Source organism: Acidimicrobiales bacterium, assembly GCA_036273495.1.
GTDB lineage: Bacteria > Actinomycetota > Acidimicrobiia > Acidimicrobiales > JAJPHE01 > DASSEU01.
Genome location: DASUHN010000412.1, coordinates 1 through 15,009 on the forward strand (window position 1 = coordinate 1; position 15,009 = coordinate 15,009).

Below are 15,009 nucleotides of genomic sequence, written 5' to 3' on the forward strand. Positions count from 1 at the left end.
GTTCCACCCCCCTTTCATCGGACGGCGCACCACCGGAGTTGAGCCTCCCGCGCCGAAAAGTCCCGAAAGGGGCGAGCGGGACAAACGGTCAGAGAAACCCGAGGTGGGAAAGGGGCCAGATCCGCACGAAAGCCCGGCCCACGATCAGGTCCCCGGGGATCGGGCCGAAGTGCCGGCTGTCGCTGGAGTCCCCTCGGTTGTCCCCCATGAGGAAGTAGTGGTCCGGGGGTATCCGCTGCCTGGCGAGTGGCAGCCCGGCCACGGTTGACACCCCCTTGGGCAGCCACGGCTCGGCCAGGGGGCGCCCGTCGATGTAGATCCGCCCGTCGCGGGCCTCGATGGTCTCCCCGGGCAGCCCGATCACCCGCTTGATGAGGTCGTCGACCCCGGTCCCGGCGCTCTCCCCCGCCGGGAGGGTGAACACGACCACGTCCCCCCGGTGCACGGAGTGGAAGGCGTAGGCCAGCTTGTTGACGAAGACCCGGTCGTTGACGTGGAGGGTCGGCTCCATCGACGCAGACGGGATGAAGAAGGTCTGCAGGACGAACGACTTGACGAGGAAGGCGGCCACCAGGGCCAGCACCACCACGCCCACCCATTCGAGGGTGACCCGCACCCCGCGGTTGCGCGGCCCGAAGCCTGCGGGCCCGGCGGGGGACGTCTCGGGCACTGCGGGCTCGGACACGGACGGAGGAGGCTACCGGTTGCCTGGTCAGAGGCTGGCGATCAGCTTCTCGACGCGCTCGTCGTGGGCTTTGAAGGGGTCCTTGCACAGCACCGTGCGCTGGGCCTGGTCGTTGAGCTTGAGGTGCACCCAGTCGACGGTGAAGTCCCGCCGCCGCTCCTTGGCCCGCTTGATGAACTCCCCCCGCAGCCGGGCCCGGGTGGTCTGGGGCGGTAAGTCGACGGCCTGCTGGATGACGGCGTCGGTGCAGGACCGCTCCACCAGGCCCCGGGCTTGGAGCCGGTAGAACAGCCCCCGGTCCCGGCTCACGTCGTGGTACTGGAGATCCATCAGGGCGACGCGGGGATGGGTGAGCGGGATGGAGTGGCGCTCGCGGTAGCTCTCGATCAGGCGGCGCTTGATCACCCAGTCGCACTCCCGGTCGAGGCTGTCAGGGTCCTTCTCCAGCCCGTTGAGGCAGTGCTCCCACATGCCGAGGGCCTGTTCCTCCAGGGGGGACAGCCCCTTCTGCTCCTGGTAGCGCAGGGCCCGGGTCAGGTACTCCCCCTGGATCTCGAGGGCGCTGGCCTCCCGCCCGTTGGCCAGGCGCACCTTCCGCCGGCACGACGGGTCGTGGCTGATCTCCCGGATGGCCCGGATCGGGTTCTCGAGGGTCATGTCCCGCAGCACCACGCTCGGATCCTCGAGCATGCGCAGGAGGATGCTGGTGGCCCCCACCTTGAGGAAGGTGGCGTACTCGCTCATGTTCGAGTCCCCGACGATCACGTGCAGCCGCCGGAAGCGCTCGGCGTCGGCGTGGGGCTCGTCGCGGGTGTTGATGATCGGGCGGCTGCGGGTGGTGGCCGACGACACGCCCTCCCAGATGTGCTCGGCCCGCTGGCTGATGCAGTACACCGCCCCCCGGGCGGTCTGCAGGACCTTCCCGGCGCCGGCGTAGATCTGGCGGCTGACGAAGAAGGGGATCAGGACCTCGGCGTAGTGGCCGAAGTCGTCGCGGCGGCTGGTCAGGTAGTTCTCGTGGCAGCCGTAGGAGTTGCCGGCGCTGTCGGTGTTGTTCTTGAACAAATGGATGACGCCGCGGATCCCCTCCTCCCGCAGGCGCTGCTCGGCCGACAGGAGGAGGTTCTCGAGGATCCGCTCCCCCGCCTTGTCGTGGGCCACCAGGTCGGCGATCGAGTCACACTCCGGAGTGGCGTACTCGGGGTGGCTGCCCACGTCGAGGTAGAGCCGGGCCCCGTTCTCGAGGAAGACGTTGCTGGACCGACCCCAGCTCACCACCCGCCGGAACAGGTACCGGGCCACCTCGTCCGGCGACAGGCGCCTCTGGCCCCGGAGGGTGCAGGTCACGCCGTACTCGTTCTCAAGGCCGAAGATCCGGCGGTCCATCCCTCACGAGGGTACCGTTCGAACCGTGCGGGCCGTACGCATGGTCCACGTGGCCACCGCCTCGGGGCCCTTCCACGCCCGGGTGATCGCCGCCCGCCTGGGGGCGGCGGGCATCCTCTGCGAGGTGCGGGGCGGACTCGACGGGCCCTACCCGCTGGCCGGGCCGGTCGATGTGATGGCGCCCGACGAGGAGGCCGACGAGGCCCGGGCCCTCCTGGCGGCCGACGCCGCCGAGGCCGCCCTGGTCCGCCAGATCGACTCTGCGTTCGAGGACTGGGCCTTCGAGGGCGAGGCCGCCGGTGCGCCCCCCGCCCGGGCCGTGCCCTCCGCCGCCTACGTGATGCTGTTCTGCCTGCTGGCGATCACCGTCGTCGGGGTCCTGGCCGGTTCTGCGGCCAGATTGCTGTTCTAGGCCGCCAGTAGTCCCGCCAGCTCCTCGGCGTCGATGCGCCGGAAGGCCCGCCGGCCGTTGGTCCGCGACAGGATCGCCACCTCGAGGCTGTTGGCCTCGACGGTCTCCTCGGGGCCGGCCAGGGCCGTCACCGACCTCCGCAGGGCGTCCCCGAGCGCCAGGCCCGGCTCGTAGGCCTCGGTCATCCGCTCGGCGATGGTCTCGGCCTCCCCGCCCAGCACCGAGAAGCTGTCCTCGTCGACCATGGTTCCGTCGAAGGTGACGTGGTACAGGGAGTCCCGGTCGGGGGTCATCCCGACCTCGGCCACGAGGATCTCGACCTCCATCGGCTTCATCTCGTGGATGAAGACCTGGTTGAGGTACTGGGCGTAGACGTTGGCCAGGCCGCGGGCGTCGACGTCCTCCCGGCTGTAGGCGTAGCCCTTGGTGTCGGCGTGGCGGACCCCCGCCACCCGCAGCTGGTCGAACTCGTTGTACTTGCCGACGCCGGCGAAGGCGATGCGGTCGTATATCTCCCCGATCTTGTGCAGGGTTCGCGAGGCGTTCTCGGCCACGATCAGGATGCCGTCGGCGAACATGCTGCCGACGAGGGGCCGGCCCCGGGCGATGTTCTTGCGGGCGTAGTCGGCCCGGTCGCGCATGAGCTGCTCGGGGGGGACGTAGAAGCTCATGCTCACGGCCGGCTCCTCATGTGCGCCGGCCCTCCGACGTGCGGCGCTCGATCAGGACCCGGAAGCGCTCCGCCACCTGCTCGTCGGGCACCCGCTCGAAGCCGGCCTCGGTGATGGTGGCGACGGTCGGATAGATGCCGCGCACCGGGTCGGGCCCACCGGTCGCGGTGTCCTCGTCGGCGGCCTCGTACAGGGCCTGGATGGCGGACTCGACGGCCTCGTCCCGGGCCATCCCCTCGCGGAAGCCGAGCTTGATGGCGGTACGGGCCAGGCGCCCACCGGAGCCGGTGGTCGAGAAGTCGGCCTCCTCGTAGGGGCCGCCGGTCGGGTCGTAGGTGAAGATCCGGCCCTGGCCCCGGCGCAGGTCGTAGCCGGCGAACAGCGGCACGATCACGAAGCCCTGCATGGCCATCGGCAGGTTCTGGCGGATCATCTGGCCCAGCTGGTTGGCCTTGCCCTCGAGGGAGAGGGTGACGCCCTCGACCTTCTCGTAGTGCTCGAGCTGGGTCTGGAACAGCCGCACCATCTCGATGGCGGGGCTGGCCGCCCCGGCGAACGCCACCCCGGAGTGGCTGTCGGCCGGCTGCAGCTTCTCGACCGAGCGATGGGCTATCTCGTTGCCGGCGGTGGCCCGGCGGTCCCCCGCCATGACCACCCCTTCGGTGTAGCGGACCGCCAGCACCGTGGTGCCGTGGGGCGCCCCGGCCGCAACCGGCGAGACCGGCGCCCCGGAGCCGGCCTGGGGCAGGTCCGGCAGGGGCGGGCCGATGCGGCGCAGCAACTCCATGAAGCTGGGTCCGGGATCGTCCGTGGCCCCGAAGAGGGGCAGGGCCAAGCTACTGGCCGCCCTTCTGGACGTAGTTGCGGACGAACTCCTCGGCGTTGTCCTCGAGCACCTCGTCGATCTCGTCCAGCAGGTCGTCGAGCTCGGCCTTCAGCTTCTCACCCTTGTCCGAGGTCGCGGGCGCCTCTTCGACGACCTCCTCGGTCTTCGACTGGTTCGGCTTCTTCTTCAGCTCACGTTCGGCCATGGTTCACACTTCTCCTAGGAGCCCAACCGTTCCAACAACTCGGCGGGGCTCGAACATCCCTCTAACAAACTATCGACGTGAACGGCGGTTCCCCTGAGGGGCTCCATCATCGGTACCCGGCGGAGGGGGTCGACACCCAGGTCGAAGACCAGTGAATCCCAGTTGGCGGCGGCGATCGAGCTGGCCCAGCGCTGGAGGCACTTGCCCCGGAAATAGGCGCGGGTCTCGGTGGGCGGCTCGGTGACGGCCCGGGCCACCTCCTCGTCCGAGGTGAGGCGCTCCATGGGCAGCCGGCCGAACAGGGACTTCTCGGGGCGGACGTCGTGGTACTGGAGGTCCATGGCCGCCAGCCGGTGGTCGTCCCAGGCCAGGCCGTGGCGCTCCCGGTACGAGTCGATCAACTGGTACTTGGCCACCCAGTCGAGCTGGTCGGCCAGGCTCATCGGGTCGGACTCGAGTGCGGTCAGCACCGCCTCCCAGCGGCGGAGCACCTCCAGGCCGGCCTCGTGCGAGCCGAGGGGCTCCAGCCCCCGCTCGTCGGAGTACTTGCGGGCCAGGTCGTGCAGCTCCCACTGCAGGGCCAGGGCGGTCATCTTGGTGCCGTCGGCCATGTCGAGGGGCTGGCGGAGGGTCAGGTCGTAGGACACCCGGCGCATGGCCTGGACCGGAGCGGCCAGGGTGAAGTCCCGCTCGGCCAGCCAGTCGTCCTCGATCATGGCCAGCAGGAGCGCGGTCACCCCGACCTTGAGGTAGGTCGAGATCTCGGCCAGGTTGGCGTCCCCGACGATCACGTGGAGGCGGCGGTACTTCTGGGCGTCGGCGTGGGGCTCGTCGCGGGTGTTGACGATCGGCCGCTTGAGGGTCGTCTCGAGGCCGACCTCCTCCTCGAAGAAGTCGGCGCGCTGGGTCAGCTGGAAGTTGACAGGGGTGCCGCTCGCGCCCGGCGCCTCGCTGCCGACCTTCCCCGCCCCGGTGAAGATCTGGCGGGTCACGAAGAACGGGATCACGTGCTGCACGATGCGGGTGAACGGCACGCTGCGGTCCACGAGGTAGTTCTCGTGGGTCCCGTACGAGTTCCCCTTGCGGTCGGAGTTGTTCTTGTAGACGACGATGCCCTGGGAGGCCGGCAGGGTCCGCGCCGCCGCCTGCATGGACCGCCCGAGGATCAGCTCCCCGGCCTTGTCGTAGAGCACGACCTGGCGCGGGGTGGCGCACTCCGGGGTGGAGTACTCGGGATGGGCGTGGTCCACGTAGTAGCGCGCCCCGTTGGTGAGCACGGTGTTGACCAGGTTGGTCTCCACCTCGGGCGGGGACGAGCCCTCCCGGGCGAAGCCACGCGCGTCGTTCCCCGGGGCCTCGTCCTCGAAGTCCCATCCGACCTTGCGCTGGACCTCGTTCACGTAGGCGTTGATCAGGGCCGACGACGCGGCGATCGGGTTGGACTCCCCCGCCCCGCGCAGCATGATCCCGTACTCGGTCTCGATGCCGCAGACCTTGGGGATGGCCACGTCCGGACCCTACCCCGACCCGGACCGGGACAGGCCCTGGTTAGAGGTACTGACCGGTACCGACCCGCTCGATGGAACGGCCACCTGTGGTCTCCTCACCCTGGGACAGGAGGGTACGGACGTAGACGATCCGCTCTCCCTTCTTCCCGGAGATCTTGGCCCAGTCGTCCGGGTTGGTCGTGTTGGGCAGGTCCTCGTGCTCCTTGTACTCCTGCTTGATCGAGGCCAGGAGGTCGGAGGTGCGGATGCCCCGGCCCTCCCCGGCGATGGTGCGCTTGATGGCCAGCTTCTTGGCCCGGCGCACGATGTTCTCGATCATGGCCCCGGAGGCGAAGTCCTTGAAGTAGAGGATCTCCTTGTCACCGTTCTGGTAAGTCACCTCGAGGAAGCGGTTCTCCTCGTCGTCCCGGTACATCTCGGCCACGGTGCGCTCGATCATGGTGCGCACCGCCTTCTCCCGGTCCCCGCCGCCCAGCGACCCGACCTCGGCCTCGTCGAGGGGCAGGTCCGAGGTCAGGTAGCGGCCGAAGATCTGGCCGGCGGAGTCCTTGTCGGGCCGCTCGATCTTGATCTTCACGTCCAGCCGGCCCGGCCGCAGGATGGCGGGGTCGATCAGGTCCTCGCGGTTGGAGGCCCCGATGACGATCACGTTGCGCAGCGCCTCCACCCCGTCGATCTCGGCCAGCAGCTGGGGCACGATCGTCGACTCCATGTCGGAGCTGATGCCCGTGCCGCGGGTGCGGAACAGGGAGTCCATCTCGTCGAAGAAGACGATGACCGGGACGCCCTCCTCCGACTTCTCCCGGGCCCGCTGGAACACCAGACGGATCTGGCGCTCGGTCTCCCCCACGTACTTGTTGAGCAGCTCGGGGCCCTTGATGTTGAGGAAGTAGCTGCGGGCCGACTTGTCCCCCGACACCTCGGCCACCTTCTTGGCCAGGGAGTTGGCCACCGCCTTGGCGATCAGGGTCTTGCCACAGCCGGGCGGCCCGTAGAGGAGGATCCCCTTGGGGGCGGGCAGGCGGTGCTCGACGAACAGCTCCCGGTGCAGGAAGGGCAGCTCGACGGCGTCGGTGATGGCCTCGATCTGGGAGTCCAGGCCCCCGACGTCCGCGTAGGAGACGTCGGGCACCTCCTCGAGGACCAGCTCCTCCACCTCGGGGCGGGGCAGCCGCTCGAGGAGCAGGCCGCTGCGCGGGTCCATCAGCACCGTGTCCCCGGAGCGGAGCTTCACCCCGTCGAGGGAGTCGGCCAGCTCGACCACCCGCTCCTCGTCGGCCCGGCCCACGATCAGGGCCCGGCGATCGTCGAGGCGGTCCTTGATCGTGACGACCTCACCGGACATCTCCCCCGCCCGGGCCAGCACCACGTTGAGGGAGTCGTTGAGGACGACCTCCTGGCCCCGGTCCAGGGTGTCGAGCTCGATCTCGGGGTGGACCGAGACCCGCATCTTGCGCCCGCCGGAGAACACGTCGACGGTGCCGTCGTCGTTGTGGCCAAGGAGCGTCCCGTAGGCGGCGGGCGGCTGGGTGAGCTTGTCCACCTCCTCCCGGAGCGCGGCGATGTGCTCCCGGGCCTCCCGGAGGGTGTAGGTCAGCTTCTCGTTCTGGGACACGGCCTGGGCCAGCTGGCCCTTGGTCTCGAGGAGCTTCTCCTCCAGCGTGCGGACGCGCTTGGGCGCGTCCTGCAGCCGGCGGCGGAGGGTGATGACCTCCTCCTCGAGGCCCTTGGCCTGGGCCTGTAGATCGGCCACCTGCCGTTCGTAGGCGGTTAGCCGACGCTGGGACTCCTCGTCGGGCGTCGGGACCACCTCCCCTCTGCTGAATCGACCATACACCGGCGCGTCGCGAATGTTGCACATACCCCCGCAATCCGGTGACCTATTTCACCGTCGGTCGCCGTGGAAATTGACACCCTCCTCGGAGGGTGGATACTTTCGGTCGGAGACCTGTGGCGAGAGGCCCAATGGCGAGAGGCGAGGCATGAAGGTCTGGATCGATCAGGATCTGTGCACCGGTGACGGGCTGTGCGAGGAGATCGCCCCCGCCGTCTTCACCCTGCTCGACGACGGCCTGGCCTACGTCAAGGAGGGGGACAAGGTCATGAGCGACCCGGGCGGTCCCCAGGGGATGGCCCAGGTTCCCGAGGGCATGGAGGAGGCCGTCGTCGAGGCCTCCGAGGAGTGCCCCGGGGAGTGCATCTTCATCGAGAAAGAGGCGTAAACCGGGCGCTCGTGAGGAACCCGGTGTGGCCCACCATCCGGTGGTCGGGCCGTACCGAGCGGCCTTCGACGTGCCAGCTCCGGACCAGGACCTCGATCGTCTCGGCCTGGACGAACGGCGCCTCCGCCACCGCCTCCCGCAGCTGGGACACCTGCCCGATCGTCGGCAGGTAGGACACGACCAGCCCGCCCGGGCGCAGGGCCTCCACGGCGTGGGGCACCACCCGCCACGGCTCGGGGAGGTCGAGGATTATCCGGTCGAGGCCGTCCTCGGCGATGCCCTCGTACACGTCCTTGTCGACGACGTCGTAGCGCTCGGCGGCCCCGGCGCCGAGGAACGACTCGACGTTGGCGCGGGCCCGGGCGGCGAAGTCGGCGCGCACCTCGTAGCCCACGACCTCGGCCCCGGCCCGCAGGAGGGCCATCGACAGGGCGCCCGATCCCACCCCCGCCTCCAGCACCCGGGCCCCGGGGAACACGTCGGCCAGCATGAGGATCTGGCCCAGGTCCTTGGGATAGATCACCTGGGCGCCGCGGGGCATCTTCAGGACGAAGTCGGAGAGCGTGGGCCGGACGGCGATGTACCGGGCCCCGGAGGTGGTGCGCACCTCGGCGCCCTCCTCCCTGCCGATGAGGTCGTCGTGGGAGAACCAGCCGGCGTGGCTGTGGAACGAGCTCCCGGCCGTCAGGGTGATCAGGTAGCGCCGGCCCTTGCTGTCCAGGAGCAGGGCCCGCTGGCCCTCCACGAACGGCCGGGCGGTCACCGGGTCGCTTTTTCGACCAGCTTGCAGAAGGCGCACACGTCGCCGGTCGTGGGGGCGCCGCACGAGGCGCACGGGCGCAGCCCGGCCCGCTCCTCGGCCACCTCGGCCAGGAAGTGCTTGGCGCCCCGGTCGAGGAAGCCGAAGTAGAACGCCGCCTTCGATCCCGGGGACTGCTCCTCGAGGGCGTTGAGCGCCGCCTTGTAGCCGAGGTGCTTGTTGCCCTCGGCCATCGGGCACTCCTCGACGATGTAGTCGATGCCCCGCAGCACGCAGTAGGCCGCCATCTCCCGCTCCCCCAGCCGGCACAGCGGCTTCACCTTGCGGGCAAAGCCGCCCCCTCCCGGCAGCACCGGCTGCTGTCGTCCGAGGTACTCCGTGGACCAGCGCAGGACGTTGCCCAGCAGCACCGCCGCCTCGTCGTCGAGGTTGTGGCCGGTGGCCATGACGTCGTAGCCGCCGTCGACGGCGGCGCGGTTGAACAGGTGGCGCTTGGACAACCCGCACGCCGAGCACGGCACCCGCCGGGCGGCGACGGCGCCGTCCGGGATCCCGAAGCCGAACTCGTCGGGGATCTCGACCTCGACGAGCTTGGCGCCCCGCCGGACCGCGAAGGCCCGGGCCATCTCCCCCGACTGGTCGCTGTACTCCCCGATGCCGAGCCCGAGGTACAGCCCGTCGGCCTCGTAGTCCAGGTCGAGCAGCAGGTCCCACAGGGCCAGTGAGTCCTTGCCGCCGGACACCGCCACGAGCACCCGGTCCCCGGGCTGGATCATGTCGTGGTCGTGGATGGCCCGGCGCACCTGCTCCCGGCAGTGGTGCACGAAGCAGTCGGCGCAGAAGGCGGCGTTGTGCCGGCGCACCTCCACCACCGCCGGGGCCTTGCACCGCCGGCACTTCACGATGTCCTCTCCCCGGCCGGGCACCCCAACCCGGCCTCCTCCACAGGGCGGGGACCCCCGGCCCCGCCCATGGCCGTCATTCCGCACCTCCGGAGATCACGGGGCGCACCTCGACGTGGTCGGCGTCCTCGAGCACGGCGTCGTCGGTGACGAGCGTGTCCCCCCGGATCACCAGGACCGACTCCCGGTTGAGCTCGAGCCGGTCCAGCAGCGCCCGGACGCGCAGGGGCCCGGCAACCTCTATCTCCCGCCTGGGGTTCCGGAGCTGTACCCGCACGGGGTTCAGTTTCGCGGACCGGGCTCCGCGTGCGTGACGGTGACCGTCTGGCCGGGCGCGAGGTCCTCGGTCCACACCGGCTTGGGCTCCCTGCCCTCCCGGGTGACCCGGCGGACCATCCACGCCGCCATCCCGACCACGAGCCACGGGGTGCTGCCCCTGCGGCCCCGCCGGAAGCCGTTGACCACCAGCAGGTCGAGGATGCGCTTCCTCAAACCCGGCGGACCTCGACGACGGTGCGGCCCTTGCGCCCCCGCCGCCGGCCGGCCAGGTAGACCAGCCCGATCACCACTACCGCCGCCGCCCCGACCACCATGGCCGCCACCGGCTTGGCCGCCTCGGTGGTGCGGTCCACCTCCTGGCGGATCTGGCGCAGCTTGGCCTCGATCTCGGGGCGCCCGACCCGCCCCGGCACGGCCCGGGCCTCGGCGGCGCTCACCCGCGTGCCCGCCGGGAGCGGCCGGACACGATGGCCACGCCGGCCAGGGCGGCCACCGCGATGGCGGTGGCGGCGATGATCACGTACGGGAGCGGGGTCAGGTTGCCGGCGAAGGTCGACCCGGTCTTGGTCTGCAGCACCCGCAGGGCGGCCAGCAGGAGCACGGCCAGCCCGAGGGCGGTGAGGACGGCGCCCGGCACCCCGAAGCCGAGGAACCTGCCGATGCCCTTGAGGGGCTCGATGGTCTCCTGCTTGAGGTAGGCGACGACCAGCTCCCACAGCTCCCCGACCATCTTGGGAACGCCCTGGTCGCGCCCGCTTTCCCTGGTGTCGTCCCGGAGAGCGGCCACGGCGGCTGTCTATCGCCCGGAGAGTCGGTGCGCAAACAGGGTGGCGGCCTCGGCCGCCATGCCGGCTAGCAGCTCGAGGCGCCCACCCGGGCCCTCCGCCTCCAGCAGCTGCTGACGGTCGACCGGCCCCAGCGGGGCCACGGCGCACAGCTGCCACGCCGCCACGGCGGGGTCGGGGTCGAGGTCGACGGTGGCGGGGGCCACCCCGGCCACCCCCAGCTCGGCGGCCAGGGCCAGGCTGCGGCGGACCTCCCTCTCGGCCCGGGCCAGCCGGTCGACCTCGGCCACCGCCTCACCCGGGTCCTCGGCCAACGTGGCGACCAGCGCCCGCGGGTACGGGTCCTCCGTCAGCCAGCTGTCGACCCTGATGCGGCGCTCCCCCCGGCCCAGCAGGGCCCACCGCCCCCCGGGCAGCTCGGCCTCGGCCACGATCCGGGCCACCGTCCCCACCCCGAAGCGCATGTCCCCGCCGCCGACCTCGTGGCCCCGCTCGATCAGGACCACGCCGAACTCGCGCCCGGCGCGCAGGGTGTCGTGCACGAGGGCCTTGTAGCGGTCCTCGAAGACGTGCAGCGGGAGCGGCATGTGCGGGAAAAGGACCGTCCCCAGCGGGAACATCGGCAGCGGCAGCGCCGGCTGGTCACCCATGCGCCTACAGACGATAAGGGCGTGTCCCCTACGATGACCTGATGCCCCACCTCCTGCTGGCCGTCGTCGTGGGCCTCGCCCTGGCGCAGGTGGCCAATCTCATCACGACGGTCTGGCTCCACCGGGCCCTGTCCCACAAGGCCCTGGTCGTCTCCGGCCCCGTCACCCAGGTGTTCCGGGTGGTCATCTGGATCACCACCGGGATCCGGCCCCGCCAGTGGGTGGCGGTGCACCGCAAGCACCACGCCTTCACCGACGTCCCGGGGGACCCCCACTCCCCCGTGCTGCTCGGGTACCGCAAGGTCCAGCTCGGCAACGTCGGCCTCTACCGCCGGGCGGCCAAGGACCCCGAGGTGGTGGGCCGTTACGCGCGCGACCTCCCTCCGGACCGCTGGGACCGGGTGCTGTTCGACCACGCCGTCATCGGGCTCGGGATCGGCATCACCCTCATCTGCCTGGCCATGGGCTGGCGCTGGGGACTGGTGGCGGCAGGCATCCACGCCGTGACCTACCTCGGCCTGTCGGCGGCGGTGAACGCCGTCGGCCACACCTTCGGCCGGCGGACCTACGACAACCTGGCCCGCAACAACCAGTGGCTGGCGTGGGTGACGGCCGGAGAGGGCCTGCACAACAACCACCACGCCGCGCCGACCTCGGCCCGGCTGGCCCACGCCCGGGGGGAGATCGACCCGGGGTGGTGGATGGTGCGGTTCCTCAACAGCCGGGGCTGGGCCCGGGTGCGCCACACCGAGGCGCGGGTGAAGGTGGAGGTGGCGGCCTAGGGCCGTGACCTCGGTAGCGGGGCGGGCCGTCCTCCTACCCGACGGCCGGCTGGCCCCGGCGGTCGTCGAGATCGACAGCGGCGTGGTCGGGGGCGTGACCCTCGTGCCCCAGGAGCGGGCCGGGGACCTCCCCGACGTGGTCGTGGCCCCCGGATTCGTGGACCTCCAGGTCAACGGGCACGACGACGTCGACGTGTCCGGAGCCGAAGGCCCCGAGTGGGACCGGCTCGACGAGCTGCTCCTGGCCCAGGGGGTCACGGCCTGGTGCCCGACCCTGGTGACCGCCCCGCTCGGCTCCTACCAGCCGGCGCTGGAGCGGATCGCCGCCGCCCGGCGCCGGTCCGGGCCCCGGCCGGCCATCCTCGGCGCCCACCTCGAGGGCCCGTTCCTCGGGGGGCTCACCGGGGCCCACGACGTGAGCTGGGTCCGACCCCTCGACCGGGACTGGCTGGCCGCCCTCCCGGAGTGCGTCCGGATCGTCACTCTGGGCCCCGAGCTGCCGCGGGCCCCGGAGGCGGTGGCCCACCTGGCGGAACGGGGCGTGGTGGTGGCCCTGGGTCACTCCGCCGCCGGCTACGACGAGGCGGTCGCCGCCGCCGCCGCCGGGGCCCGGATGGTCACCCACCTCTTCAACGCCATGTCCCCCCTCCACCACCGGGAGCCGGGACTGGTGGGGGCGGCCCTGACCGATCCCCGGCTCACCCCGTCGCTCATCGTCGACCTGGTCCACGTCCATCCCGCCGCCGTGCTGGCCGCCTTCCGGGCCCGGGCCGGGACCGGCCCCGATCCCGGGGACCCGGGGATAGCCCTGGTGACCGACGCGGTGGGCTGGCGGTCGGGGCACGTGGCGGGGATCGGGCTGCGGCGCCTCGAGGGGGACGCGCCCCGGCGCCCGGACGGGACCATCGCCGGCAGCGCCCTCACCATGCACCGGGCGGTGGCCAACTGCGTGGCGGCGGGCGTGGCCCCCGCCGCCGCCCTGGCGGCGGCGTCACGGGTCCCCGCCCGGCTCTTGGGTGAGGCCGGGCGGGGGCGGATCGAGGCGGGCGCCCGGGCCGACCTGGTGGTGCTCTCGCCCGGGCTCGAGGTGGAGGAGACGTGGATCGGGGGCGACGTGGCCTGGCGGGGGCGGGAGGGGTAGAACCGGAGGATTCCCTTTGCCGCCGCCCTCTCGGAGCACCCGGTCACCGCCCACGCGACCGGGGAGGTCATCGGCCAGGTCCTCGAGCAGGCCGGGCCCCGGCCCGACCTGGCCCTCCTGTTCGTCACCCCGCCCCACGGCGGCGCCCTGGAGGACGCCGCCCGGGCCGTGGAGGCCACCCTCGAGCCCCGGGTCCTGCTCGGCTGCGCCGCCGAGTCGGTGGCCGGGCCCCGCCGGGAGGTCGAGCAGGCCGCGGCGGTGGCGCTGTGGACGGCCGCCCCGCTGGAGGCCGAGGCCGTGATCCTCGGCCCCCCGGGTGGGGACGGCCCCGACGGCTGGCCGGCCGACCCGCCGTTCCGACCGGCGGCACTGCTCCTCCTGGCCGACCCCTTCAGCTTCGACGCCGAGTCGTTCTTCGGCTGGCTGGAGCACCGCTTCGCCGGCCTGCCCGTGACCGGTGGGAGGGCGTCGGCGGCGCTGGGCCCCGGCGGCAACCGGCTGGTGGCGGGCGGGCGGGATCTGGCGGGCCGCCGCCGGGGCCCGGCCCGGACCACCTCCCACGGCGCGGTGGGTGCCCTCCTGGGGCGGGGAGTGAGCCTCGACACCGTGGTGTCCCAGGGGTGCCGGCCCGTCGGCCAGCCCTGGGCCGTCACCCGGGCCGAGGGCAACATCGTCTACGAGCTGGCCGGGCGCCCGGCCATGGAGCGTCTGCTCGAGCTGGCCCGGCGCGAGCTCGACGAGCACGAGGTCGCGACCATCAACGCCGGCGGGCTCCACCTCGGCCGGGTGATCGACGAGCACCGCGCCACCTTCGGCCGGGGGGACTTCCTCGTACGGAACGTGCTCGGCGGGGACCAGGAGGTGGGGGCCATCGCCGTGAACGACACCATCGATCTCGGCACGACCGTGCAGTTCCACCTGCGGGACGCGGGGACCGCCGACGAGGACCTCAAGGCGCTGGTGGCGGGCCGCCATGCCGGCGGGGCGCTGCTGTTCACCTGCAACGGGCGGGGCACCAGGCTGTTCCGCCGGCCCGACCACGACGCGTCGGTGGTGGCCGACGCCCTGAGTGACGCACCGGTGGCGGGATTCTTCGCCGCCGGGGAGTTCGGTCCGATCGGAGGGCGGAACTTCCTGCACGGCTTCACCGCGTCCCTCGCCCTGTTCGGAACCGATGGCTCCGGGTAGGTTGCGGTCATGACCAACCTCACCCGCCTCTACCAGGAGCAGAGGCAGAGCCCCTGGTTGGACAACCTCCAGCGCTCGTACCTGACGTCCGGGCGGCTGGGTGAGTTGCGTGACAAGGGAATACGCGGGGTGACGTCCAACCCGACCATCTTCCAGAAGGCCATCGAGGCGAGCGCGGACTACGACGACCAGTTCCGGTCACTTCTGCAGAAGCACACGGTCGAAGACGCCTACTGGGAGCTGGTGTTCTCCGACATCGGGGGGGCGCTCGACGTCTTTGCCCCTGTCTACGAGGAGTCGGGAGGGGAGGACGGCTTCGTGTCGCTCGAGCTGTCCCCCACCATGGCCAACGACAGCGGCTCGTCCGAGCGGGCCGCCCGCACCTTCCACGAGCGCATCCGCCGGCCCAATCTCTACGTCAAGATCCCCGCCACCGCCGCCGGGGTTCCCGCCGTGCGGGCCATGGTGGCCGAGGGCCGGAACATCAACATCACGTTGATCTTCAGCCTCGAGCGCTACGCCGAGGTGATCGAGGCGTACCTCAGCGGCTTGGAGGAGTTCGTCGCGGGCGGCGGGGACCCGTCCGGGGTGCGAAGCGTGGCGTCGT

The 15,009-nt window shown here is 71.6% G+C and carries 20 protein-coding genes; 6 read left to right on the forward strand and 14 right to left on the reverse strand.

Annotated elements, in window-relative coordinates:
• Window positions 1-88: 88 nt before the first annotated feature.
• Window positions 89-685: a signal peptidase I gene (gene lepB / locus VFW24_17885; GenBank protein ID HEX5268640.1), complete on the reverse strand. Its 597-nt coding sequence runs from the start codon at window positions 683-685 to the stop codon at window positions 89-91.
• A gap of 27 nt (window positions 686-712) precedes the next feature.
• On the reverse strand, window positions 713-2,071 hold the full coding sequence (gene pafA, locus VFW24_17890) for a Pup--protein ligase (protein HEX5268641.1): 1,359 nt from the start codon (window positions 2,069-2,071) through the stop codon (window positions 713-715).
• A 25-nt stretch (window positions 2,072-2,096) separates the two neighbouring features.
• On the opposite strand from pafA, the gene VFW24_17895 reads away from it, so the two are divergent.
• Window positions 2,097-2,483, forward strand: coding sequence for a DUF2007 domain-containing protein (locus VFW24_17895; protein ID HEX5268642.1), 387 nt, complete (start codon window positions 2,097-2,099; stop codon window positions 2,481-2,483).
• Here the strand turns inward: VFW24_17895 and prcA are convergent.
• Genes prcA through arc form a run of 5 tightly spaced genes read right to left on the reverse strand, consistent with a single transcriptional unit; the run spans window position 2,480 to window position 7,446 of the window.
• The gene (prcA, locus tag VFW24_17900; GenBank protein ID HEX5268643.1) at window positions 2,480-3,154 is read right to left on the reverse strand and encodes a proteasome subunit alpha; all 675 of its coding nucleotides are present in this window, start codon (window positions 3,152-3,154) and stop codon (window positions 2,480-2,482) included. The genes VFW24_17895 and prcA overlap by 4 nt on opposite strands.
• Window positions 3,155-3,170: 16 nt before the next feature.
• Window positions 3,171-3,989: a proteasome subunit beta gene (gene prcB / locus VFW24_17905; protein ID HEX5268644.1), complete on the reverse strand. Its 819-nt coding sequence runs from the start codon at window positions 3,987-3,989 to the stop codon at window positions 3,171-3,173.
• Between the two features lies 1 nt (window position 3,990).
• Complete coding sequence (locus VFW24_17910) at window positions 3,991-4,185, reverse strand: ubiquitin-like protein Pup (protein ID HEX5268645.1); 195 nt, start codon at window positions 4,183-4,185, stop codon at window positions 3,991-3,993.
• A 14-nt stretch (window positions 4,186-4,199) separates the two neighbouring features.
• Window positions 4,200-5,693 (reverse strand): depupylase/deamidase Dop, encoded by a 1,494-nt coding sequence (gene dop / locus VFW24_17915; protein HEX5268646.1) that lies wholly within the window; start codon window positions 5,691-5,693, stop codon window positions 4,200-4,202.
• A gap of 40 nt (window positions 5,694-5,733) precedes the next feature.
• Window positions 5,734-7,446, reverse strand: coding sequence for a proteasome ATPase (gene arc / locus VFW24_17920; GenBank protein ID HEX5268647.1), 1,713 nt, complete (start codon window positions 7,444-7,446; stop codon window positions 5,734-5,736).
• 229 nt (window positions 7,447-7,675) lie between these two features.
• Between arc and VFW24_17925 the strand changes: the two genes are divergently transcribed.
• Window positions 7,676-7,915, forward strand: a complete 240-nt coding sequence (locus VFW24_17925) for a ferredoxin (GenBank protein ID HEX5268648.1) — start codon at window positions 7,676-7,678, stop codon at window positions 7,913-7,915.
• Here VFW24_17925 and VFW24_17930 read toward each other — a convergent pair.
• Genes VFW24_17930 through VFW24_17960 form a run of 7 tightly spaced genes read right to left on the reverse strand, consistent with a single transcriptional unit; the run spans window position 7,896 to window position 11,291 of the window.
• A complete protein-coding gene (locus tag VFW24_17930; protein ID HEX5268649.1) occupies window positions 7,896-8,678 on the reverse strand; it encodes a tRNA (adenine-N1)-methyltransferase in 783 nt (260 codons plus the stop codon). The two genes, VFW24_17925 and VFW24_17930, sit on opposite strands and share 20 nt — an antisense overlap.
• A complete protein-coding gene (locus VFW24_17935) occupies window positions 8,675-9,601 on the reverse strand; it encodes an ATP-binding protein (protein HEX5268650.1) in 927 nt (308 codons plus the stop codon). The genes VFW24_17930 and VFW24_17935 overlap by 4 nt, the downstream gene beginning before the upstream one ends.
• Before the next feature lie 52 nt (window positions 9,602-9,653).
• On the reverse strand, window positions 9,654-9,854 hold the full coding sequence (locus VFW24_17940) for a MoaD/ThiS family protein (GenBank protein HEX5268651.1): 201 nt from the start codon (window positions 9,852-9,854) through the stop codon (window positions 9,654-9,656).
• A 5-nt stretch (window positions 9,855-9,859) separates the two neighbouring features.
• Window positions 9,860-10,069, reverse strand: coding sequence for a hypothetical protein (locus VFW24_17945; GenBank protein ID HEX5268652.1), 210 nt, complete (start codon window positions 10,067-10,069; stop codon window positions 9,860-9,862).
• Window positions 10,066-10,293 carry a hypothetical protein gene (locus VFW24_17950; GenBank protein ID HEX5268653.1) on the reverse strand — a complete coding sequence of 76 codons (228 nt, stop codon included), beginning with the start codon at window positions 10,291-10,293 and terminating at the stop codon, window positions 10,066-10,068. The genes VFW24_17945 and VFW24_17950 overlap by 4 nt, the downstream gene beginning before the upstream one ends.
• Entirely contained in the window at window positions 10,290-10,643 is a 354-nt protein-coding gene (locus VFW24_17955; GenBank protein ID HEX5268654.1) for a hypothetical protein, read from the reverse strand. Before VFW24_17955 ends, VFW24_17950 begins: the two co-directional genes overlap by 4 nt.
• A gap of 9 nt (window positions 10,644-10,652) precedes the next feature.
• Window positions 10,653-11,291, reverse strand: coding sequence for an LON peptidase substrate-binding domain-containing protein (locus tag VFW24_17960; GenBank protein HEX5268655.1), 639 nt, complete (start codon window positions 11,289-11,291; stop codon window positions 10,653-10,655).
• A gap of 41 nt (window positions 11,292-11,332) precedes the next feature.
• Between VFW24_17960 and VFW24_17965 the strand changes: the two genes are divergently transcribed.
• The 4 genes from VFW24_17965 to VFW24_17980 form a co-directional block, all read left to right on the forward strand.
• Window positions 11,333-12,073 carry a fatty acid desaturase gene (locus VFW24_17965; protein HEX5268656.1) on the forward strand — a complete coding sequence of 247 codons (741 nt, stop codon included), beginning with the start codon at window positions 11,333-11,335 and terminating at the stop codon, window positions 12,071-12,073.
• A 4-nt stretch (window positions 12,074-12,077) separates the two neighbouring features.
• Window positions 12,078-13,214: an amidohydrolase family protein gene (locus tag VFW24_17970; protein ID HEX5268657.1), complete on the forward strand. Its 1,137-nt coding sequence runs from the start codon at window positions 12,078-12,080 to the stop codon at window positions 13,212-13,214.
• Window positions 13,215-13,331: 117 nt separating this feature from the next.
• The gene (locus tag VFW24_17975) at window positions 13,332-14,402 is read left to right on the forward strand and encodes an FIST N-terminal domain-containing protein (GenBank protein HEX5268658.1); all 1,071 of its coding nucleotides are present in this window, start codon (window positions 13,332-13,334) and stop codon (window positions 14,400-14,402) included.
• 9 nt (window positions 14,403-14,411) lie between these two features.
• Window positions 14,412-15,009: transaldolase family protein (locus tag VFW24_17980; protein HEX5268659.1), on the forward strand; the 598-nt coding region annotated here is incomplete at its 3' end.